Source organism: Comamonas terrigena NBRC 13299 (assembly GCF_006740045.1).
Lineage (GTDB): Bacteria > Pseudomonadota > Gammaproteobacteria > Burkholderiales > Burkholderiaceae_C > Comamonas > Comamonas terrigena.
In genome coordinates, this window is sequence record NZ_AP019749.1 from 3,952,390 (window position 1) to 3,973,394 (window position 21,005).

Below are 21,005 nucleotides of genomic sequence, written 5' to 3' on the forward strand. Positions count from 1 at the left end.
GTCCATCATTCGGCTCCTTCCAGCTCGTGGCCGGCATCGCGGGCCAGCTGGCGCACGGACTCGACGAACACCTCGGCACGGTGGGCATAGTCACGGAACATGTCCATGCTGGCGCACGCGGGCGACATCAGCACGGCATCGCCGGCCTGCGCCTGGGCCGTGGCCTGGCGCACGGCGGCCTCCATGCTGTCGGCATCCGACAGCGGCACCCCTTCGCCGGCCAGCGCCGCACGGATCTGCGGCGCATCGCGGCCGATCAGCACCACGGCACGCACATAGCGCGACACCGGCGCTGCCAGCGGCGAAAAATCCTGGCCTTTGCCCAGACCGCCCAGAATCAGCACGATGCGGCGGTCGGCCCCCAGGCCGGTCAGCGCTGCCACCGTGGCACCCACATTGGTGCCCTTGCTGTCGTCGAAATACTCGATACCGCCCACCATGCCGATGGGCTGGACGCGGTGGGGCTCTCCCCGGTATTCCCGCAGGCCATAGAGCATCGGGGCCAGCGCGCAGCCTGCGCCCTGGGCCAAGGCCAGCGCAGCCAGCGCGTTGGTGGCGTTGTGGCGGCCACGGATACGCAGCGCATCGGCCGGCAGCAGGCGCTGGATAAACAAATCATCCTGCAGATCGCGCGAGCGGCGACCGACTTCGTCGGATTCCATGGCCCGCACCAGCCAGGCCATGCCGCCCACCACTTCGATACCGAAGTCCCCGGGGCTGCGCGGCATGTCGGCGCCGAACGTGACATGGGCGCGCAGCTGCGGCTTTTGCAGCTTGACCTTGACCGGTGGCGGCAGCATGTCCATCACCGTGCGGTCTTCGCGGTTGAGCACCATCAGTGCCTTGTCGCCGAAGATGCGCGCCTTGGCAGCTGCATAGGCAGGCATGCCACCATGCCAGTCCAGATGGTCCTGGGTGATGTTCAGCACCGTGGCCGCCGTGGGCTCGAAGCCCTGCACCCCGTCGAGCTGGAAGCTGGACAACTCCAGCACCCAGGCCTGCGGCAGGTCCTGCGCATCGATACGTGCCGACAGCGTGTCCAGCAGCGAAGGGCCGATGTTGCCGGCCACACCCACCGTCAGGCCGGCATGCTCCAGCAACTGGCCGGTCAACGAGGTGACGGTGGTCTTGCCGTTGGTGCCGGTGATGGCCAGCACCTTGGGCGCATAGCCATGGGCCTGGGCCAGGCCCTTCAGCGCCATGGCAAACAGATCCAGCTCGCCGCCCACCGGCAGACCGATGGCGCGCGCAGCGTCAAAGACTGCGGCCACGGTCTCGGGGCTCAGGCCCGGGGAACGGTAGACCGCGGTCAGGTTCTGGCCGTCCACCAAAGCGGCCGTGAAGTCACCGGCCACAAAGCGCACGCCGGGCAGCTCGGTCTGCAGGGTGGGCAGATGGGGCGGGGCTGCACGCGTGTCGGCCACCGTCACCTCGGCACCGGCACGTATGCACCAGCGCGCCATGGCGATGCCCGAAATCCCCAGCCCCAGCACCAGCACGCGCTGGCCCTGCAGGTGCTGCGTCTGGCCCTGCGGCCACAGCGCCGGCACCGGGGGCAGCTCCACCACGGGCTCCTGCTCGGCGGCGGCCTGCACTGCCGTGACCTCGCTGTCGGCCGCATCGGAGATGCTCGGGTCGGCAAAGATCTGGGCCACGAAGGCCGCCGCATCCTTGGCGGCGCTCAGCGTGGAAATATCCGGCACCGGCTCCACCGCGGGCGGCGCAGCGGGCACTTCGACCGTATCCAGCGCGGGGGCAATGTCCTCCGCAGCACTGGTGTCGGCATCGGCGGCAGCGCGCTCTGACACGGCTTCGGAGCCTGCCACATCAACTACAGCGTCAACGCCCAATGTATCTGTGTCCGCCGGATTCACCGGCACGGGCAGGCGCTCCCCTTCCAGCGCCTCGGGCGTGGGAGGGGTGACGGGTGGCTGGAGGTCGTGGTCTGCCATGGCTGTCACCTCAGCTTCAGCGTGGACAGGCCGATCAGGCACAGCAGCATGGTGATGATCCAGAAACGGATCACCACCTGCGTCTCTTTCCAGCCACTCTTTTCGAAGTGGTGGTGCAAGGGGGCCATCTTCAGCAGACGGCGGCCTTCGCCATAGCGCTTCTTGGTGTACTTGAAGTACGTCACCTGCAGCATCACCGACACGGCCTCGGCCACGAAGATGCCGCCCATGATGGCCAGCACGATTTCCTGGCGCACGATCACCGCAATGGTGCCCAGGGCTGCGCCCAGGGCCAGCGCCCCCACATCGCCCATGAAGATCTGGGCCGGGTGGGCGTTGAACCACAGAAAGGCCAGACCCGCACCCGCCATGGCGCCGCAGAAGATCATCAGCTCGCCGGTACCGGGAATGCTGGGGAAATGCAGGTACTTGGCATAGCTGGCATTGCCGGTCACATAGGCAAAAATGCCCAGCGCCGTGCCCACCATGATCACCGGCATGATGGCTAGGCCATCCAGGCCGTCGGTGAGGTTGACCGCATTGCTGGCGCCCACGATGACCAGATAGGTCATCACCACAAAGCCCAGCACGCCCAGCGGATAGCTGATTTCCTTGAAGAAAGGCACTTGCAGACCGGCCTTGGGCGGCAGGTCCAGCGAGAAGCCGGACTGCACCCAGGTGATGAACAGCTCCAGCACGCGGCCGTTGGAATTCTCGGAAATGCTGAACACCAGGTACAGCGCGGCCACCAGACCGATGACCGACTGCCAGAAGTACTTTTCGCCCGAACGCATGCCTTCGGGATCCTTGTTGACCACCTTGCGCCAGTCATCCACCCAGCCGATGGCACCAAAGCCCAAGGTCACCAGCAGCACGATCCAGACAAAGCGGTTCGACAGATCGAACCACAGCAGGGTGGAGACCGAAATCGCAAACAGGATCAGCACACCCCCCATGGTGGGCGTGCCGTTCTTGACCAGATGGGTCTGCATGGCATAGCCACGCACCGGCTGGCCCACCTTCAGGGCCGTGAGCATGCGGATGGCCTTGGGGCCGATCCACAGGCCGATCAGCAGCGCCGTCAGCGCCGCCATCACCGCACGGAACGTGATGTACTGCACCACGCGCAAAAACGTCAGGTCCGGAAACAGATCCTGCAACCACTGGGCGAGTATCAGCAGCATGCTGCGCCCCCTTCCTGGGCAGACTCCAGCGCCTGCACCACCTCTTCCATCTTCATGCTTCGCGAACCCTTGACCAGCACGCTGCCCGCCTGGGGCAGCAATGCCAGGACTGCTTCATTCAATGCAGCCTTGTCTGAAAAATGACGGCCCGTGTCACCACAGGCCTGCACGGCGTGCTGCATCAGCGCACCGTATGCCAACACATGCTCGATCCCGGCCGCATGCGCAGCCGCACCGATCTCGGCATGGAACTGCGGGCCTTGCGTACCCACTTCGCCCATGTCACCCAGCACCAGCACACGCGGCGCCGGCAATTCGGCCAGTACCGCAATCGCGGCCTGCATCGAATCGGGGTTGGCATTGTAGGTATCGTCCACCAAAGCCACGCTGCGGCCATGGACCTGCAAGGCGGCCGAACGCGAGCGTCCCTTCACCGGGCGGAAGGCATTCAGCCCTTCCCCGATGGCCTGTAGAGGCACCCCCGCAGCCAGTGCACAGGCCGCAGCGGCCTGGGCATTGCGCACGTTGTGGCGCCCGGCAATGTGCAGCTGGCAAGCCACGGCACCTGCCGGCGTCTGCAACTGGACCTGCCATGCGCCACCTTGCCACTGCGCGGTGGTGCAGCGCACATCGGCGCCTTCGCCACCGAAGGTCAGCTGACGGCGGTTCCCCGCCAGCGCGCGCCACAGCGCGGTGAATTCTTCGTCCGCAGGGAACACCGCCACGCCATCAGCCGGCAGGAAGGCAAACACGCTGCCGTTCTCTTCGGCCACCGCCTGCACGGTGTGCATGAATTCCTGGTGCTCGCGCTGGGCGTTGTTCACCAAGGCCACGGTGGGCTGGGCAATGCGCGCCAGCTCGGCAATCTCGCCGGGGTGGTTCATGCCCAGCTCCACCACGCCCAGGCGGTGCTGCGCCTGCAGACGCAGCAGGGTCAGCGGCACGCCGATGGCGTTGTTGAAGTTGCCCTGCGTGGCAAAAGCCGCCTCACCGGCGGCGGCACGCAGGATGCTGGCCACCATCTGGGTGACCGTGGTCTTGCCGTTGCTGCCCGTGATGGCCACCAGCGGCAGACCGAACTGCGCCCGCCAGCCGGCCGCAATGTCGCCCAGCGCCAGGGTGCTGTCGGCCACTTCGATACCGGCCAGCCCGGCGGCCTCCAGACCACGGTGGGCCACGGCGGCCACGGTGCCGGCAGCCCGGGCCTGTGGCAGAAAATCGTTGGCGTCCATGCGCTCGCCTTTGAGCGCCACAAACAGGTCACCGGCCTGCAGCTGGCGCGTGTCGGTGCACACGCGCTGCAGGGGCGTGGCGCCATCGCCCACCAGCCGCGCTGCGGGCTGGGAGCGCTGGATCCACACCAGTGCCTGTTGCAATGTCATCATCACTTTGCTTGTCCTTCGCGGGCCGCCAGCGCACGCTGCGCCTCGGCCATGTCCGAGAACGGGCGCTTGACGCCCATCACTTCCTGGTAATCCTCATGGCCCTTGCCGGCCAGCAGCACCACGTCCTGGGGCGCCGCCTGGGCAATGGCCTGGGCAATGGCCGCGGCCCGGTCCACCTGGATCAGGGCACCGGGCTGCATGCCCGCCACAATCTGCTGCACGATGGCCTCGGGCACTTCGCCGCGCGGGTTGTCGCTGGTCACCAGCACCTGGTCGGCCCGGCGCTGGGCGGCCTGCCCCATCAACGGGCGCTTGCTGGCATCCCGGTTGCCGCCGCAGCCGAACACGCACCACAGCCGGCCACCACGCTCCTGCGCCACCGGCTGCAAGGCCGTCAAGGCCTGCTCCAGTGCATCGGGGGTGTGGGCATAGTCCACCGCCACCAGCGGCTGACCAGGCTGGGCAATCTGCTGCATGCGGCCGGGCACCGGCTCCAGGTGCGCACAGGCCTGCACGGCCTGCGCCAGCGGCATGCCCAGGCTGCGCAAGGTGGCGATCACGCCCAGCAGGTTGCTGATGTTGTAGTGGCCCACCACCCGGGTCTGCAGCGGCACTGCGGCATCGCCTTCGACCACGGTGAAGCGCAGCCCTTCGCGGCCGTGGCCTATGTCCCGCGCCCACAGGCGTGCGGGCTGGCGGATGGACAGCGTCCAGACCTCCAGGCCCTCTTGTGTCTGCAGCTGCTGCGCCAGGGTGGCGCCATGGGCATCGTCGATATTGACCACGGCGGTCTGCAAGCCGTTCCAGCGGAACAGGCGGGTCTTGGCAGCCCAGTAGGCCTCCATGCTGCCGTGGTAGTCCAGGTGGTCCTGGGTGAAATTGGTGAAGACCGCGCAGCGGATGCGTGTGCCATCCAAGCGGTGCTCTTCGATGCCGATGGATGACGCCTCGATCGCACAGGCGGCCAGCCCCTGGTCCACATAACCGCGGAACGCCTCTTGCAGGCAGACCGGGTCGGGGGTGGTCATGCCGGTGCTGACCAGCGCCGGCGGCACGCCAATGCCCAGCGTGCCGACCAGGGCGCAGCCGGTGCGCTGGTGCATCGGCCAGGCCGAGAGTGCATGGGCCAGCCACCAGGCGGTGGAAGTCTTGCCATTGGTGCCGGTCACGGCCAGCACGGTCAGCGCGTCCGAGGGACGGTCAAACCACAGGTCGGCGATGTCACCCGTGGCCGCCTTCAGACCGGAAAAGGCCGCGACCGCATCTCCTCGCAGGTCAAAGGCGTCGGCGCCCTCCAGCTCCACCAGGCAGGCTGCAGCGCCGCGTTCCAGGGCCGATGCCACATAGGCCCGACCATCGGTCACGCCGCCGGGCCAGGCGATGAACCCGTCACCGGGCTGCACCTGGCGGCTGTCGGTGCGCAAGGCCCCGGTCACGCGGCTGCGCAGCCAGCGCACGGCATCCTGCGGTGTGGCGAGTGTGTGCAGCGTGCTCACAGCGACTCCTCCACCGGGTTGGCCACAATCTGGGGCTGCACGGCCATATCGGGGTGCACGCCCATCAAACGCAGCGTCTGCTGCACCACATCGCTGAATACCGGGGCCGCCACCGTGCCACCGTAGTAGGTGCCATTCATGGGCTCGTCCACCATCACGGAAACAATCACACGCGGGCTCTCGATCGGCGCCATACCGGCAAACCAGGCGCGGTACTTGCCCGCGGCATAGCCCTTGCCTTCCTGCTTGCGCGCCGTACCCGACTTGCCGCCCACCGAATAGCCCACGGTCTGGGCACGCTGACCGGTGCCCCCGGGACCGGCGGCCAGCGCCAGCATCTTGCGCACGGAACTGGCCGTGCGCTCCGAAAAAATAGGAACGCCCACAGGGGGGCGATCGATCTTGAGCATGCTGGCCGGTATCACCTTGCCGTCATTCGAGAACACCGTATAGGCCCGGGTGATCTGCAGCAGACTGGCCGAAAGCCCGTAGCCGTAGGACATGGTGGCCTGCTCCACAGGCCGCCAGGTCTTGTACGGTCGCAAGCGCCCGCTCTGGGCGCCCGGGAAGGAAATCTGGGGCTTCTGGCCGAAGCCCAGGGCCGAATAGGTTTCCCACATTTCCTGCGCCGTGAGCTGCTGGGAAATCTTGGTCGTGCCCACGTTGCTGGACTTCTGGATCACCCCCTCCACCGTCAGCACCCCATAGTTGTGGGTGTCGGAGATGGTCGAGCCGGTCACGTTGATGCGACCGGGCGTGGTGTCCACGATGGTGCTGGGCTTGAACTTGCCGCTCTGCAGCGCCACGCCCACGGTGATGGGCTTCATGGTCGAGCCCGGCTCGAACACGTCGGTGATGGCGCGGTTGCGCAGCTGCTCGCCAGTCAGGCGCTTGCGGTTGCCCGGGTCGTAGCTGGGGTAGTTGGCCAGCGCCAGCAGCTCACCGGTCTTGGCATCCATCACCACCACCGTGCCGGCCTTGGCCTTGTGGGCGATGACCTGGTCACGCAGCTTCTGGTAGGCGTAGAACTGGATCTTGCTGTCGATGGACAGCTGGATCTCCCGACCGTCCATGGGCGGAATTTCCTCTCCCAGGCCTTCGACCACGCGGCCGAAACGGTCCTTGATCACCCGGCGCGAACCCGGCTTGCCCGCCAGATCCTTGTCGAAAGCCAGCTCCATGCCTTCCTGGCCATGGTCTTCCACATTGGTAAAGCCCACGATGTGGGCTGCCGACTCGCCTTCGGGGTATTCGCGCTTGTATTCCTTGGTCTGGTAGATGCCCTTGATCCCCAGTGCCTTGATCTGCTGGCCGACTTCCCAGTCCAGCTGGCGCTTGAGCCAGACAAAGCTCTTGTCGTTGTCCAGCTTGCTCTTGATGGCCGCCAGCGGCATGTCCATCAGCCGGGCCAGCTGGGGCAGCTTGGCGCGCACTTCGGCGCTGTCCAGCTCTATATCTTCGGGAATGGCCCAGATGCTGGCCGCCGGCACGCTGGACGCCAAGATCAGACCATTGCGGTCCAGAATGCGGCCGCGGTTGGCCGGCAACTCCAGCGTGCGCGCGTAACGCACCTCACCCTGGCGCTGGAAAAATTCGTTGCCGAACACCTGCACATAGGCAGCACGCACGCCCAGGCCGGTGAAGCCCAGCACCATCAAGCCCATGATGAACTTGCTGCGCCACTTGGGCGTCTTGCTCGCCAGCAGCGGGCTGGAGGTGTAGGTGACGCTGCGGTGCACGCTCATTGCGCACCTCCGGCAGCCGCCTTGTCTTCCACATACTGGGTGATGGCCGGTGTGGCACTCTGCATGCTCTGCGCCACCGCCAGGCGCTCGATGCGCAGCGGCGTGGCCTGGGCACGCTTTTCCACCTGCAGGCGCTGGTACTCGGTCATCAGCTCGCGCGCGTCATGCTGCGCCCGTTCACGCTCGGTGAACAGGCGGCGCGCCTCGTACTGCGTGTGCACCAGAAACAGTGCACTCGCCACCACGGCCGCCAGCAGGAGGATATTCAGGCGCAGCATGCTTCCTCCCGCTGCCAGGCAGCCAGGTGGATGGAAGCAGTGCGCAGCGGCCAGATCATGCAGGCACCTCGGTGCGCTCGGCCACGCGCATCACGGCGCTGCGTGAACGCGGATTGCCCTCGATTTCCTGTGCGCTGGGCTTGATGCGTTCCAGCGCCTTCAGGCGCATGGGCTGGGGCGCGGCAAACGGCGCCCTGCGGTCATACACCTCTTTGGAATGCTGGGCGATGAACTGCTTGACGATGCGGTCTTCCAGCGAGTGGAAGCTGATCACAGCCAGGCGACCGCCCGGCTGCAGCACCTTCAACGCGGCGGCCAGCGCCTGCTGCAGCTCTTCGAGCTCGGCATTGATGAAAATCCGAAAAGCCTGAAAGGTCCGCGTGGCAGGGTTCTGGCCTGCCTCCCGTGTGCGGACCGCACCAGCCACGATGCTGGCCAGCTCGGCAGTGGTGGTGAGAGGGCCTTTTTCTGTGCGCCGAGCAACAATCGCCTTTGCAATGGGCCCAGCAAACCGTTCTTCGCCATAGTCACGTATCACCTCCGCGATCTGGTGCACCTCCGCATCGGCCAGCCAGTCGGCCACGCTCTGGCCACGGGTGGTGTCCATGCGCATGTCCAGAGGGCCGTCGAAACGGAAGCTGAAACCCCGCTCGGGGCTGTCGATCTGGGGCGAACTCACGCCCAGGTCCATCAGCACGCCGGCACAGCTGCCTGCGGGCAATTCGTCCAGATGGCGGAAGCCTTCGTGGCGGATGGAAAAACGCGGGTCCGTGATGCGTGCCGCCTCGGCAATCGCTTCCGGGTCTTTATCGAAAGCGACCAGGCGGCCATCCGGCCCCAGTCGCTGCAAAATCTTGCGGGAATGGCCGCCACGGCCAAAAGTCGCATCCACCCACTGACCGGCGGGCGAAGGCCCGGCCGCACCCAGCAGGGCGTCCACGGCTTCGTCCAACAGGACGGTGATGTGTTGGAGGGGCTGGTTCAACGCTCGCCCTTTTCAAAAAGCAAAATCCTGGAAAACGTTCGGCATGTCGGCCTGCATGGCCTCTGCCTCCTGTGCTTCGTAAGTGGCGCGGTCCCACAGCTCGAAGTGGTTGCCCATGCCCAGCAACACCACCTCTTTGCTCAGGCCCACGGCCTGGCGCAGCTCGGGTGCCACCAGCACGCGGCCGGTGCCATCCATGTCCACATCCTGGGCATTGCCCAGAAAGATGCGCTTCCACCACTGCGCGGACATGGGCAGCTCTGCGATGCGTTCGCGGAACTTCAGCCATTCAGGACGGGGAAACAACATGAGGCAGCCGTGGGGATGCTTGGTGATGGTGATCTGGCCTTCGGCCATGGCCAGGAGGGCGTCACGATGCCGGGTCGGCACTGAAAGCCGCCCCTTCGCATCCAGACTCAGCGAAGACGCCCCTTGAAACACGGTTGTTGACCCCGGCTAGGTTGAACCTTGCGACCTCTGCGCCTGGGCTGCAGAGGCAACTTTCACCACTTAATTGCACTTTTTTGCACTGTAGCAGCAAATCCGGTTCTTGCCTCGACGCCTGTCACAAACATTTGCAATGAAATCAACAACTTAGGGTGAAGATTTCTATAGCAGATACACAAAAGTCCTTTGTCTACAAGAACTTAGGCGGTAGTGCACAGACAAAGCTTGAGCTCGGGAATTAATTGCATTTCGCAAACAAAACGCCCCTGCCGTCGCGAGGACCGCAGGGGGCGTGGCGTGCAATCGGGGTCAGATCACAAGATGAAGCGCGACAAATCCTCGTCCTGGCTGAGCATCTGGAGCCGCTCATCGACGTAGGCGGCGTCGATGGTGATGGTCTGGCCCGCCAGCTTGGCGGCGTCAAAGCTCACCTCGTCCAGCAGACGTTCCATGACCGTGGACAGGCGGCGGGCCCCGATGTTCTCGGTGCGCTCGTTCACCTGGAAGGCCGTGTGGGCCAGGCGGGTGATGCCTTCGGGGGTGAACGTCAGTGTCACCCCCTCAGTGGCCAGCAGCGCCTGGTACTGCTTGACCAGCGAGGCATGGGTCTGCGTGAGGATGGCTTCGAAGTCCTGCACCGACAGCGACGCCAGCTCCACCCGGATGGGAAAGCGCCCCTGCAGCTCCGGAATCAGATCGCTGGGTTTGGACAGGTGGAAGGCGCCCGAGGCGATGAACAGAATATGGTCGGTCTTGACCATGCCGTACTTGGTAGACACCGTAGTGCCTTCCACCAGCGGCAGCAGATCGCGCTGCACGCCCTGGCGCGACACGTCGGAGCCGCTGGTTTCCTGGCGCGTGGCCACCTTGTCGATCTCGTCGATGAAGACAATGCCGTTCTGTTCGGCGTTGGCAATGGCGCGGGTCTTGATGTCGTCCTCATTGACCAGCTTGGCCGCTTCCTCGTCGGTCAGCAGCTTCAAGGCCTCCTGGATGGGCAGCTTGCGCGTCTTGCGTTTTTCCTGGCCCATCTGGCTGAACATGCCGCGCAGCTGCTCGGTCATCTCCTCCATGCCCTGGGGGCCCATGATTTCCAGCGCCGGACGGGCTTCGGCCAGATCGATCTCGATCTCCTTGTCGTCCAGCTCGCCCTGGCGCAGCTTCTTGCGGAACACCTGGCGCGTGGCATTGTCGGCCGGCACGGCATCGTGCGTGCGGGCCTGGGGCAGCAGCACATCCAGGATGCGTTCTTCGGCAGCATCTTCGGCGCGCACGCGCAACTTCTTGATCTCGGCTTCGCGCGTCTGCTTGACGGCGATTTCAGCCAGATCGCGGATGATGGCATCCACGTCCTTGCCCACATAGCCGACTTCGGTGAACTTGGTGGCTTCCACCTTGATGAAAGGCGCATCGGCCAGCTTGGCCAGGCGGCGCGCGATCTCGGTCTTGCCCACGCCGGTGGGGCCGATCATCAGGATGTTCTTGGGCGTGATTTCCTGGCGCAGCCCATCGGGCACCTGCTGGCGGCGCCAGCGGTTGCGCAGCGCAATGGCCACGGCGCGCTTGGCGCCGGGCTGGCCGACGATGTGGTGGTCCAGCTCGGAGACGATTTCCTGCGGGGTCATGGACGACATGGCTTTAAGACTCAAATGGGCGTCCTGTGCGGCGAGCGCGAGCACAGGGCGCTATCAAAACAATGGAGAAACCGGTTTACAGCGTCTCGATGGTGTGGTGCATATTGGTGTAGATGCACAGCTCGCCGGCGATCTCCAGCGACTTCTTGACCACCTCTTCGGCCGACAGCTCGGTGTGGTTCAACAGCGCCTTGGCGGCCGAATGGGCATAGGCCCCGCCGGAACCGATGGCCACGATGCCCTGCTCGGGCTCCAGCACATCGCCGTTGCCGGTGATGATCAGGGACGCCGAGGCATCGGCCACGGCCAGCATGGCCTCCAGGCGACGCAGCACACGGTCGGTGCGCCAGTCCTTGGTCAGCTCGATGGCCGCGCGCGTCAGGTGGCCCTGGTGCTTTTCCAGCTTGGCCTCGAACCGCTCGAACAGCGTGAAGGCATCGGCCGTGGCGCCGGCAAAGCCGGCCAGCACCTTGCCGTGGTAGAGCTTGCGCACCTTGCGGGCCGTGCCCTTGACAACGATGTTGCCCAGCGTGACCTGGCCGTCGCCGCCGATGGCGACCTGGATGCCGTCCGGCGTTTCGCGCCGCACGCTGAGGATGGTGGTGCCGTGATACTGTTCCATAGCTTCCATATATCGAGGCGATTGAGCCGCTTGCAAGAGGCCGGAGCACAGTTTTTTTGGCCTGGGCAAGGCACGCGTTCCAGCCTCCCGCCACCGGCGACACGCCGCCCCCTCAGGGCGCGCGCAGCTGCAGCTTGGCGTGGGCCTCGATGCCGATCACCTGCAGGAACACCGCCACCAGATGGTGCAGCTGGGTGAAGCGCAGCTGGTGACCCAGGACCTGCATCTCGGCCGCCCAGTTCAGCACCATGCCGGCAGCCACAAAGTCCAGGCGGATCAGGCGCTCGCAGGAAATCTCCAGCGGCGTGCCCAAGCGCGCACGGGCCTGCAAGGCCTGCAGCCAGGGGGTGGCATCCCCTTCGATCACTCCTGCCAGCCCGTCCCGCGCGGTGGGCTGAAGCCCTGCCGCCATGTCCAGGGACGCCATGCCCAGCTGCTGCGGCATGGAGAACCACACCGGCGCCGCATGGCCGAAATAGCTCGCCCAGTCCAGCGCCAGCGGCTCGAACCCTTCTTCATCGCCAATGGCACGGTACAGGTCCAGCACCACCTGCCAGATGCCTGCCACCGCCCGGCGGTCCACCGGCGCATGGTCCAGGCCCTGCACCAGCAGCTCCAGCAGGCGCGCATTGGCACCATCCAGATCGCCATGGGCAAACAGGATGGCGGCTTCTTCAATATCGGGCGTGATGGCAAAGCCCGCACCGTCCGCGGTGCCGACCGGCACGGGGGGCACCCGGCTTTCCTCGCCCAGCGTGGGAATCGCCTGCCACTGGGCCGCCGTCATGCCGGGCGGCCGGCCCGGTGCCGGGCTGGACGCCGCAGCGCGGGCGTCTGCAACCGGAGGCACGGCGTCGGTCACCGGCGCGGAGCCATCGGCAGTGCGCAGCCATTGCTGCGCCATCTGCGCTTCGATGGCATCGATTTTTCGCAAGGTGGTGGTGCCGTGGTCTTCGGCGTCCAGCGCCGAAGGCAAAAACGCCGAAGCCGGCATGCGTGCCGGGGGGCCGCCGCGGCCGCTTTGGCTGCGCAGCTGCCGCAGCTCGGCAAATTCCTGGGCACGGATGGCGTCGTCGCGGCGCTTGCGCTCCACCATCTGGTGCAGGGCCTCTTTGCCAGACCCTTCATCGCTGGCAGCCAGGTCGGCAGGCTCCTGCGCGGAGGAGCCCGTGACCTTCTGCAGCATCTTGGAGAGAAAACCGCCTGTCTTGCCTGATTCCTGGTTCATGGTGTCCTGCAACGGTGGGCGGTGGATCCGGGGAGGATCAGTCTCCAAACATCTTTTGCTTCAGCTCGCGGCGCTGCTGGGCTTCCAGCGACAGCGTGGCCGTGGGACGGGCCAGCAGACGGCCAACGCCGATGGGCTCGCCGGTTTCGTCGCAGTAACCGTAGTCGCCGGCGTCGATGCGGGCGATGGACTGTTCGATCTTCTTCAGCAGCTTGCGCTCGCGGTCGCGGGTGCGCAGTTCCAGGGCGTGTTCTTCCTCAATGGTGGCACGATCGGCGGGATCGGGCACCACCACGGTGTCTTCGCGCAGGTTTTCAGCCGTCTCGCCCGCGTTGTTGTGCATGTCCTGCTTGAGTTGCACCAGCTTGTGGCGGAAGAACGCCATCTGCTTGTCGTTCATGTACTCCTCGTCGGGCATGGCAATAACTTCGGCATCGCTCAGCTCTTCGGCAGACTTGGTCTTCCAGTTGTTGGCCAGCTTGGGGTCACGCTTGAGCACGGCGGCTGTGGGGGCAGAGATAGTGGAAGGCATGGCTTTCGTGCTTGTGGGCTTGGCAGCCGTAGAAGCGGCTGCCAGAGGCTGGGTTGAGGCGCTGCGCGCAGGGCTGCGCGCAGGGGAAACGGCGGGGGCTGCCGCAGCCTTGGGCTGTGCGGCCACCTTCTTGGCAGCGGCCTTGACAGGCGTCTTCACGGCTGCGGCTTTGGGGGCCGCAGGTGCAGCCACTTTGGGTGTGGCTTTCTTCTTGCTGGTCTCGGCTGTCACGTCCTGTCTCCTCACAGTATGACCGTCCCAGTCTGTCTTCCCCGTGGGCAGACCGACCGGGTTCTCTTTAGGGGCGGGATTGTAGCCATCTCCAACAATACCTAACGCAAAGTTGCGGATATCACACAACCAGCTTTGGTAAGACCATGTAAATCGCCCGCCCTCTCCCGCATGGCTGCGAGAGGTGGCGGGCGATTCTGCGCCGGTGCGGCAGCAGCCCCGCGGCCGGCCAGAGGCCCGGCCGCGACCGGCGGCAAACCACAAAGCAGGGTTTATGCCAGGCTTTGTTCCAGGCCTTGCTTGAAGATATCCTGCGGCAGGTCAATGCCGATGAACACCATGCGGCTTTCACGCGCCTCACCGGCTTCCCACTCCGGACCCAGGTCACTGCCCATCAGCTGGTGCACACCCTGGAAGATCACCTTGCGCTCGGTGCCCTTCATGTTCAGCACCCCTTTGTAGCGCAGCATGCGCGGGCCGTAGATGTTGACGATGGCGCCCAGGAAGTCCTCCAGCTTGGCCGGGTCGAACGGACGGCTGGCACGGTAGACGAAGCTCTTCACATCGTCGTCATGGTGGTGGTGGTGCGGGTGCTTGCACTCCGCGCCATGGGCATGGTCATGGTCGCAGTGCTTGCCGTGTTCGTGGTGGTGGGCATGGCCGTGATCGTGGTCATGTTCGCACTTGCCGTGATCGTGGTCGCAGTGGCTGTGGTCGTGCTCGTCGGCCTTGAGGAAATCGGGATCGATGTCCAGCTTGGCGTTCAGATTGAAGCCGCGCAGGTCAAACACTTCGGACAGCGGCACGTCGCCGAAATGCACGGCCTGGATGGGCGCGCGCGGGTTCATGTGCTTGAGGCGGTGGACCAGTGCCTCCTTGTCGGCGGCGCTGACCAGGTCGGTCTTGGTCAGGAAGATCTGGTCGGCAAAGCCCACCTGGCGGCGTGCTTCCTGGCGGTCGTCCAGCTGCTGGTTGGCGTGCTTGGCATCCACCAGGGTGATGATGGAGTCGATCAGATAGCTTTCGGCGATCTCGTCGTCCATGAAGAAGGTCTGCGCCACCGGGCCGGGGTCGGCCAGGCCGGTGGTCTCGATCACGATGCGGTCGAACTCCACCAGCCCCTTGCGGCGCTTGGCGGCCAGCAGTTGCAGGGCTTCGCGCAGGTCTTCGCGGATGGTGCAGCAGATGCAGCCATTGCTCATCTGCAGGATCTGTTCCTTGGATTCGGTCTTCAGAATGTCGGTGTCGATGTTCTCTTCGCCGAATTCGTTTTCGATCACGGCGATCTTCATGCCGTGGGATTCGCTGAGCACGCGCTTGAGCAAGGTGGTCTTGCCCGAGCCCAGGAAGCCGGTGAGGATGCTGACGGGAATCAGTGCCATGGTGGTATGCCTTGTAATCTGGCGCGGCAGCCGCACCGGGCCGCCGCGAAACGGAGAAAAACAGCAATCAGCTGGAGGCGCTGCCCGAAAATTCCAGGGCGCGCAACAACAGTCAGTGTAGCCAGCCGGTCAAGTGCCCTGCGCCCATGGGGGCGTCCACCTTGCGGGTGCTATCGCTCGCCCCACAGCGCTGCGCCGCCACAGGCAGCTATCAAATCAGGAAGCCACGGCGACGGTGGGCAGGGGCCATCGTCCTCTGCCACACTCACTCCTTGCGCTTGGCGCGTGGGTGGGCCAGCTCGTAGGCCTGGGCCAGGTGCTGGAAATCCAGCCGGGTATAAACCTGGGTGGTGGCGATGTTGGCATGGCCCAGCAGCTCCTGCACGGCCCGCAGGTCGCCGCTGCTTTGCAGCATGTGGCTGGCAAAGGAATGGCGCAGCACATGCGGGTGCACCGGCTGCGCCAGGCCCGCCTGCTGGCCGCGCTGGCGCAGCCGCGCCCAGGCGGTCTGGGCCGACATGCGCCCACCCCGTGCGCCCACGAACAGCGCGGGCTCTGCCCAATCGGGCTCGAAGGGCTCGGCACGGCGGCGCAGCCAGCGCTGCAAGGCCGCCAGCGCATGCTTGCCCACCGGCACGGTGCGGCGCTTGCCGCCCTTGCCCAGCACGTGGGCTTCGGCCGCCTCCCAGTCGATCCAGCCGCTTTGCGCCGCATCGCCGGGCTGCAGATTCAGACCCACCAGCTCGCCCACGCGCAGGCCGCTGCTGTAAAGCAGCTCGGTCATGGCAGCGTCGCGCGCCTCGGTCCAGGGATCGGCATCGTCGTTGCGGAAACCGGCCAGCTGCACCGCATCGTCCACCCCCAGAGCCTTGGGCAGGGGCTTGGCCTGTTTGGGCGCCCGCACGCCCTGCACCGGGTTGTGCGGCACCAGCCCCTGCTGCGCCGCCCAGTGAAAGAAGCCGCGCCAGCCCGAGAGAATCAGCGCAATCCCCCGCCCGCTGCGCCCCTGGCCGTGCATCTGGGCCACAAAGCGGCGTATCTGCACCGGCTGCAGCTGCAGCAGCGGGGTCTGTACGGTCTGAGCCAGCGTGCTCAGGCGCTCCAGATCCAAGGTGTACAGGGCCAGCGTGCGGGCCGACAGGCGCTTTTCCACCCGCACATGCTCCAGGTACTGGCCCGCCACGGCGTCCAGCACCGGGTGCGCCATGGCAGGCTGGCCGGCGCGGGGACGCCCTGCGGTAAGCCGACCGGTGGCCGCCATGGTGGTGCCCGTCAGTTGCCGGGGGTGATGCGCAGGCGGCCCAGGGCCGCGCTGGCATGTTCGGCAATGCGCGCCAGAAACTCGGTACCCATGGTGGCATCGAAACGCAGCGGATCGGGCGAGCCCAGCACCAGCAGGCCGAAGGCCGGGGCCGCACTGTCGTTCGGGCCTTCGCGCAGCGTCAGCAGCGCCAGCGACTGCACTTCGCTGGGCTTGGACAGCCAGCTGGTGGGCTCGAAGCCCAGGTTGGGACCGCAGAACGGCATGGTCAGCGAGGTGGCGAAGGACTTGGCATCGTCGCTCACGCCCATGGTGTACATGCCGCCCTGGTAGGGGCCGGCCACATCCCACACGCGCACCGCCACCTGGGGCACCTCGAATTCGCGCTGGATGCCTTCGCTGACCGTGTGCGGCAGCTGGCGTGGGTCCTGGACCTTGGCCAGTGCACAGCTCCAGCGGTGGATCTTGTGGGCAATGCTGGCGTTGTCGCTGCTGTTGCGCACCATTTCCATGATGCGCTGCTCCATGCCCTTGATCTTGTCGCGCAGCATCTCGGCCTGGCGTTCCTGCAGGCTGACGGCACGTCCGCCGTGGCCGCTGCTCAGCTGCACGGTCGACAACAGCTCGGCGTGGCGTTCAAAGAATTCGGGGTGCTGCCGCAGGTAGTCGGCAATGCTGTCGTCATTCATGGTGGAGACGTTGGAAGTCATAAAGCGTCAGGAATCTCGATCTGGCCTTCGAACACCGTGGTGGCCGGGCCGGTCATGAACACATGGTCTTGCGCGCCGCCCTCCCAGGCGATCGTCAGCAAGCCCCCCCGGGTTTGTACATCGACACGCGCATCCAGCAAACCCTGCTGAATGCCGGCGACCACGGCCGCGCAGGCGCCGGTGCCGCAGGCCAGGGTCTCGCCCGAGCCACGTTCATAGACGCGCAGCTTGGTCTGCGCGCGGTTTTGCACCTGCAGAAAGCCCGCGTTCACGCGTTGCGGAAAACGCACATGGCGCTCCACCTGCGGGCCCACCACCGCCACGGGGAACTGGTCGACATCGTCCACCAGCTGCACCGCGTGCGGATTGCCCATGGAGACCACCACCACCTCGACCTGGGCGGGCGCCGGTGCCGCCAGCGCCAGCGGCCAGACCTGGGCCCGGTGGCGCGTGGCCGCCGCCAGCCCGCTGGCGTCGAAGGGCACGCGCGGGGCATCCAGCACCGGCAGGCCCATGTCCACGGTGACGCGGCCATCCGGTGTGAGCTGGGGCGCGATCACCCCGCTGAGCGTCTGCACGCGGATGGTGGTCTTGTCGGTCAGGCCCTTGTCATACACAAAGCGGGCAAAGCAGCGCGAGCCGTTGCCGCACTGCTCCACCTCACCGCCGTCGGCGTTGTGGATCACGTATTCAAAATCCACGCCGTCGGCGGGCGAAGGGCGCACCGTCAGGATCTGGTCGGCGCCCACGCCGAAATGGCGGTCCGCCAGAAAGCGGTACTGCGCCGCCGTCAGGCCCAGGCGGCCTTGCGTCTCGTCGAGCACGACAAAGTCGTTGCCCGCGCCCTGCATCTTGGTGAAGCGAATGTGCATGGTGTGGCAGAGGGTGGATCAGGCCCTGTCAGGCCTTGGCAGCGGCCAGCTTGGCCAGTGCGCGGTCGACGAACGGCAGGCGGTCCTGGCCCCAGAAACGCTCGCCGTTCAGGATGAAGGTGGGGGCGCCAAACACGCCCAGGGCCACGGCTTCCTCGCTGTTGGCCTGGTACTGGGCCTGCACCTCGGCCGAGGTTTCCAGCGCATGCAGGGCAGCACCGTCATAGCCGGCTTCGTTGGCCACGGCAATGCGCACCGCCGCGTCGGAGGTCTTGCGCTCTTCGGCCCACAGGGCACGCAGCAGCGCATGCGACAACGGGAAGGCATCCAGGCCCTGCAGCTGGGCGGCAATCACCATCCAGCCCGGGGTCTTGTTCCAGTTCACGTCGTCGGCCACACCCTGGGGATAGTGGGCAGGCACCAGGTTCAGCGGCAGGCCCAGGTAGTCGCTCCAGCGTGCCAGCTCCAGCGCGTGGTAGGTCTTGCGGGGCTCGGGACGGGTCTTGAGCGGAATGCCGCCGGTCTGCGGCACCACCAGCTGGAAGTCATAAGGCTTGAGCACCAGCTTGACGCCGTGGCGGCGCACGATGTCCTGCAGTTGGGGGCCTCCGAGATAGGCCCAGGGAGAAGAAAGGCTATAGAAACAGTCAAGTTGGGTCATCCTTGGATTATCTTCCTACCTGTGACGAACGAAAGCCTTTCCCCCTCCTCTTCCGCCGAACTTCCTGCGGTTCCCCTCCAAACCCTGTCCAGTCCCCGCAACCAGCCCGCGCTCGAGGCCCTCGCCGCCGAGGCCCGCCGCGACCTGGAGCGCCTGAACTACCCTGCCCCCAACTGGGTGCAGGGCACGGCCGCCGCCGATGACCCCACCCTGGACGTGCTGGTGGTGGGCGCCGGCATGTGCGGCCAGACCGCGGGCTTTGCCCTGTTGCGCGAAGGCGTGCGCAAAATCCGCGTGATCGATGCCGCCGCCCGGGGCGACGAAGGCCCCTGGGCCACCTACGCCCGCATGCTGACGCTACGCAGCCCCAAGCAGCTGATCGGCCCCGACCTGGGCGTGCCCAGCCTCACCTTCCGCGCCTGGTACGAAGCCCAGCACGGCACCGGTGACATCTCGCCTTTCGATGCCGCCACCCCCGGATGGGCAGGGCTGCACAAGATCGGCCGCGTGGACTGGCGTGACTACCTGCTGTGGGTGCGCGACACCGCCGGGGTACAGGTGGAAAACGGCGTGCGCCTGCTGGAAGTCGGCGATGCCGACGGTGTGCTGACCGCCCGCCTGCAAGGCCCCCAGGGCGTGGAGACGGTGCGCACCCGCAAGATCATCCTGGCGCTGGGCCGCGATGGCAGCGGCGCCCCGCGCTGGCCGGATTTCCCCTCGCTGTCCATGCAGGACCCGCTGGCCGCCGGCCGCGTGTTCCACACCATGGATGCCATCGACTTCGACGCCCTGCGCGGCCGGCACATCGCCGTGCTGGGCGCCGGTGCCTCGGCTTTTGACAATGCCGCCTGCGCGCTGGAAGCCGGCGCCGCCGTCAGCCAGTTCGCCCGCCGCGCCGTGCTGCCGCAGATCAACAAGAGCAAGGCTGCCTCCTTTCCCGGCTTTTTGCGCGGTTACTCGGCACTGGACGATGCGCGCAAATGGCGCTTTTACACCTACATCTTCGACGAACAGGTGCCTCCGCCCTGGGAAACCGTGCGCCGCTGCGACGCCCACGACAGCTTCACGCTGCGCCTGGGCTGCGGCTGGAAGGATGTGCAGCCCCTGGCCGACGGCGTGGCCGTGACGCTGGCCGATGGCAGCGTGCAGCGCTTTGACGCCGTCATCCTGGGCACCGGCTTTGATGTGGACCTGCTGGACCGCCCCGAGCTGGCCCGCTACACCCCGCACATCGACACCTGGGGCCGCCATGTGTCCCCCGCCATGGCCGCCGCCCAGCCTGAACCGGCCCGCTTCCCCTATCTGGCGGCCAACTTCGCGCTCCAGAGCGCCGACGGCGACAAGGCCGAGGCCCTGTCGCGCCTGCACCTGTTCAACTGGGGCGCCACCATGAGCCATGCGGCCCTAGGCAGCGACATTCCCGGCCTGGGCATCGGCGCCACCCGCCTGGCGCAGGCCCTGGTGAGTGATCTGTTCGTGCAGGACGCCGATCTGCACTGGCAGAAGCTGCTGGAACACGACGAACCCGAGCTGATCGCCACCCGCTGGTACCAGCCCGCGCCCGGCGCCAGCACCGACTCGCCCACCTGAACGGCGGCGCATCCGATGGAACAAAAAAAGACCGGCCCAGGCCGGTCTTTTTGCATGTTGCACCACACGATGGCGGCGCAGCTGCGCCGTCACATGCTGATCTTGCTGATCTTGCTGCCGTTGACGGACACGCCGGCTTCCAGACCGGTGTTGTTCAGCACATAGCTGCTGACCGGCGCGTTGGCCGTGGTGGTGTCGATGCCGCCATTGGCACCGGCCTTGCCCACGGCCACATTGGCATCGGCCCCCACGGACCAGCCATCGCTGTTCAGGAACTTGTTGTAGGCATCCTGCGAGCTGAAGACGTAGATGACCGCCTTGGATGCCCCGCCCGCCTGCCAGCCGATCGACGCTGCCGTCGTGCTGTAGTAGCCGCGCGTGGTGCCGTTGGCACGCAGCACGCACTTGCCGTGCTCGGCACCGATCACAAAGCTGCCGCCGATCACCGCCGGGCACACCAGCACGCCGCGCGACTTGGCCACCAGCTCGCGGGTGCCGGGCATGGCCTCATACAGCCGGTTCAGTGCGGCGGTGGACTGGGATTCCAGCTGTTCCTTGGTCTGTGGCGCGCTGCCCTTGCCCTGGGTCTGACCGGTGGAACTGCAACCTGCGATGCCCAGCGCAGCGGCAACCGCTGCGGCAGCCAGCCAGGTGGAACGGTGGGAAATTGCGACCATGTGGTACCTCCTCAGTAAGAAACGTCCGAAGAAAAAAGGGGCTGGAGCCCATCCTGCAACCCTGCGGGTGACAGGACGATGACTGTGCCCTTCCGCGTACACGAAAGCGCTGTGGTCCGTGTCGGTGCTGTCC

Annotated in this window: 19 protein-coding genes; 1 reads left to right on the top strand and 18 read right to left on the bottom strand. The window is 66.2% G+C overall.

Annotated features, from left to right (window positions below):
* Positions 1-5: 5 nt before the first annotated feature.
* The 17 genes from murD to CT3_RS18035 form a co-directional block, all read right to left on the bottom strand.
* The gene (gene murD / locus CT3_RS17955; RefSeq protein WP_083520461.1) at positions 6-1,952 is read right to left on the bottom strand and encodes a UDP-N-acetylmuramoyl-L-alanine--D-glutamate ligase; all 1,947 of its coding nucleotides are present in this window, start codon (positions 1,950-1,952) and stop codon (positions 6-8) included.
* 5 nt (positions 1,953-1,957) lie between these two features.
* Positions 1,958-3,136, bottom strand: coding sequence for a phospho-N-acetylmuramoyl-pentapeptide-transferase (gene mraY / locus CT3_RS17960; RefSeq protein ID WP_066537782.1), 1,179 nt, complete (start codon positions 3,134-3,136; stop codon positions 1,958-1,960).
* Positions 3,127-4,521: a UDP-N-acetylmuramoyl-tripeptide--D-alanyl-D-alanine ligase gene (locus CT3_RS17965; protein ID WP_066537785.1), complete on the bottom strand. Its 1,395-nt coding sequence runs from the start codon at positions 4,519-4,521 to the stop codon at positions 3,127-3,129. Before CT3_RS17965 ends, mraY begins: the two co-directional genes overlap by 10 nt.
* Entirely contained in the window at positions 4,521-6,017 is a 1,497-nt protein-coding gene (locus tag CT3_RS17970) for a UDP-N-acetylmuramoyl-L-alanyl-D-glutamate--2,6-diaminopimelate ligase (protein ID WP_066537788.1), read from the bottom strand. Before CT3_RS17970 ends, CT3_RS17965 begins: the two co-directional genes overlap by 1 nt.
* Positions 6,014-7,756, bottom strand: coding sequence for a peptidoglycan D,D-transpeptidase FtsI family protein (locus CT3_RS17975; protein ID WP_066537859.1), 1,743 nt, complete (start codon positions 7,754-7,756; stop codon positions 6,014-6,016). Before CT3_RS17975 ends, CT3_RS17970 begins: the two co-directional genes overlap by 4 nt.
* A 2-nt stretch (positions 7,757-7,758) precedes the next feature.
* On the bottom strand, positions 7,759-8,040 hold the full coding sequence (gene ftsL, locus CT3_RS17980) for a cell division protein FtsL (RefSeq protein WP_066537791.1): 282 nt from the start codon (positions 8,038-8,040) through the stop codon (positions 7,759-7,761).
* A 55-nt stretch (positions 8,041-8,095) separates the two neighbouring features.
* The gene (gene rsmH / locus CT3_RS17985; RefSeq protein ID WP_066537793.1) at positions 8,096-9,025 is read right to left on the bottom strand and encodes a 16S rRNA (cytosine(1402)-N(4))-methyltransferase RsmH; all 930 of its coding nucleotides are present in this window, start codon (positions 9,023-9,025) and stop codon (positions 8,096-8,098) included.
* A 12-nt stretch (positions 9,026-9,037) separates the two neighbouring features.
* Complete coding sequence (mraZ, locus tag CT3_RS17990) at positions 9,038-9,466, bottom strand: division/cell wall cluster transcriptional repressor MraZ (RefSeq protein ID WP_066537794.1); 429 nt, start codon at positions 9,464-9,466, stop codon at positions 9,038-9,040.
* 320 nt (positions 9,467-9,786) lie between these two features.
* Positions 9,787-11,106 (bottom strand): ATP-dependent protease ATPase subunit HslU, encoded by a 1,320-nt coding sequence (gene hslU, locus CT3_RS17995; protein WP_066537796.1) that lies wholly within the window; start codon positions 11,104-11,106, stop codon positions 9,787-9,789.
* Between the two features lie 76 nt (positions 11,107-11,182).
* Positions 11,183-11,728 carry an ATP-dependent protease subunit HslV gene (gene hslV, locus CT3_RS18000; protein ID WP_066537798.1) on the bottom strand — a complete coding sequence of 182 codons (546 nt, stop codon included), beginning with the start codon at positions 11,726-11,728 and terminating at the stop codon, positions 11,183-11,185.
* A gap of 112 nt (positions 11,729-11,840) precedes the next feature.
* Entirely contained in the window at positions 11,841-12,956 is a 1,116-nt protein-coding gene (locus CT3_RS18005; protein ID WP_127446262.1) for an STAS domain-containing protein, read from the bottom strand.
* Positions 12,957-12,993: 37 nt separating this feature from the next.
* The gene (dksA, locus tag CT3_RS18010; protein ID WP_083520462.1) at positions 12,994-13,719 is read right to left on the bottom strand and encodes an RNA polymerase-binding protein DksA; all 726 of its coding nucleotides are present in this window, start codon (positions 13,717-13,719) and stop codon (positions 12,994-12,996) included.
* Between the two features lie 272 nt (positions 13,720-13,991).
* On the bottom strand, positions 13,992-15,101 hold the full coding sequence (locus CT3_RS18015) for a CobW family GTP-binding protein (protein WP_066537805.1): 1,110 nt from the start codon (positions 15,099-15,101) through the stop codon (positions 13,992-13,994).
* A 265-nt stretch (positions 15,102-15,366) separates the two neighbouring features.
* Positions 15,367-16,308: a tyrosine recombinase XerC gene (locus tag CT3_RS18020; protein WP_066537808.1), complete on the bottom strand. Its 942-nt coding sequence runs from the start codon at positions 16,306-16,308 to the stop codon at positions 15,367-15,369.
* 65 nt (positions 16,309-16,373) lie between these two features.
* The gene (locus CT3_RS18025; protein ID WP_066537810.1) at positions 16,374-17,072 is read right to left on the bottom strand and encodes a DUF484 family protein; all 699 of its coding nucleotides are present in this window, start codon (positions 17,070-17,072) and stop codon (positions 16,374-16,376) included.
* On the bottom strand, positions 17,069-17,944 hold the full coding sequence (gene dapF, locus CT3_RS18030; protein ID WP_066537812.1) for a diaminopimelate epimerase: 876 nt from the start codon (positions 17,942-17,944) through the stop codon (positions 17,069-17,071). Before dapF ends, CT3_RS18025 begins: the two co-directional genes overlap by 4 nt.
* Before the next feature lie 28 nt (positions 17,945-17,972).
* On the bottom strand, positions 17,973-18,605 hold the full coding sequence (locus CT3_RS18035) for a 2-hydroxychromene-2-carboxylate isomerase (protein ID WP_066537814.1): 633 nt from the start codon (positions 18,603-18,605) through the stop codon (positions 17,973-17,975).
* Positions 18,606-18,626: 21 nt separating this feature from the next.
* Here CT3_RS18035 and CT3_RS18040 point away from each other — a divergent pair, with 21 nt between their 5' ends.
* On the top strand, positions 18,627-20,195 hold the full coding sequence (locus CT3_RS18040; protein WP_066537821.1) for an FAD/NAD(P)-binding protein: 1,569 nt from the start codon (positions 18,627-18,629) through the stop codon (positions 20,193-20,195).
* An 89-nt stretch (positions 20,196-20,284) separates the two neighbouring features.
* On the opposite strand, the gene CT3_RS18045 is transcribed toward CT3_RS18040, so the two are convergent.
* Entirely contained in the window at positions 20,285-20,872 is a 588-nt protein-coding gene (locus CT3_RS18045; RefSeq protein WP_066537824.1) for a BPSL1445 family SYLF domain-containing lipoprotein, read from the bottom strand.
* Positions 20,873-21,005: the final 133 nt, after the last annotated feature.

What these genes read in the sequence shown, in the direction of transcription:
- murD (WP_083520461.1), bottom strand. Translation starts at nt 1,952, where the DNA reads ATGGCAGACCACGACCTCCAGCCACCCGTCACCCCTCCCACGCCCGAG.
- mraY (WP_066537782.1), bottom strand. Translation starts at nt 3,136, where the DNA reads ATGCTGCTGATACTCGCCCAGTGGTTGCAGGATCTGTTTCCGGACCTG.
- CT3_RS17965 (WP_066537785.1), bottom strand. Translation starts at nt 4,521, where the DNA reads ATGATGACATTGCAACAGGCACTGGTGTGGATCCAGCGCTCCCAGCCC.
- ftsL (WP_066537791.1), bottom strand. Translation starts at nt 8,040, where the DNA reads ATGCTGCGCCTGAATATCCTCCTGCTGGCGGCCGTGGTGGCGAGTGCA.
- hslU (WP_066537796.1), bottom strand. Translation starts at nt 11,106, where the DNA reads ATGTCGTCCATGACCCCGCAGGAAATCGTCTCCGAGCTGGACCACCAC.
- hslV (WP_066537798.1), bottom strand. Translation starts at nt 11,728, where the DNA reads ATGGAACAGTATCACGGCACCACCATCCTCAGCGTGCGGCGCGAAACG.
- CT3_RS18005 (WP_127446262.1), bottom strand. Translation starts at nt 12,956, where the DNA reads ATGAACCAGGAATCAGGCAAGACAGGCGGTTTTCTCTCCAAGATGCTG.
- CT3_RS18015 (WP_066537805.1), bottom strand. Translation starts at nt 15,101, where the DNA reads ATGGCACTGATTCCCGTCAGCATCCTCACCGGCTTCCTGGGCTCGGGC.
- CT3_RS18020 (WP_066537808.1), bottom strand. Translation starts at nt 16,308, where the DNA reads ATGGCGCACCCGGTGCTGGACGCCGTGGCGGGCCAGTACCTGGAGCAT.
- CT3_RS18025 (WP_066537810.1), bottom strand. Translation starts at nt 17,072, where the DNA reads ATGACTTCCAACGTCTCCACCATGAATGACGACAGCATTGCCGACTAC.
- dapF (WP_066537812.1), bottom strand. Translation starts at nt 17,944, where the DNA reads ATGCACATTCGCTTCACCAAGATGCAGGGCGCGGGCAACGACTTTGTC.
- CT3_RS18035 (WP_066537814.1), bottom strand. Translation starts at nt 18,605, where the DNA reads ATGACCCAACTTGACTGTTTCTATAGCCTTTCTTCTCCCTGGGCCTAT.
- CT3_RS18045 (WP_066537824.1), bottom strand. Translation starts at nt 20,872, where the DNA reads ATGGTCGCAATTTCCCACCGTTCCACCTGGCTGGCTGCCGCAGCGGTT.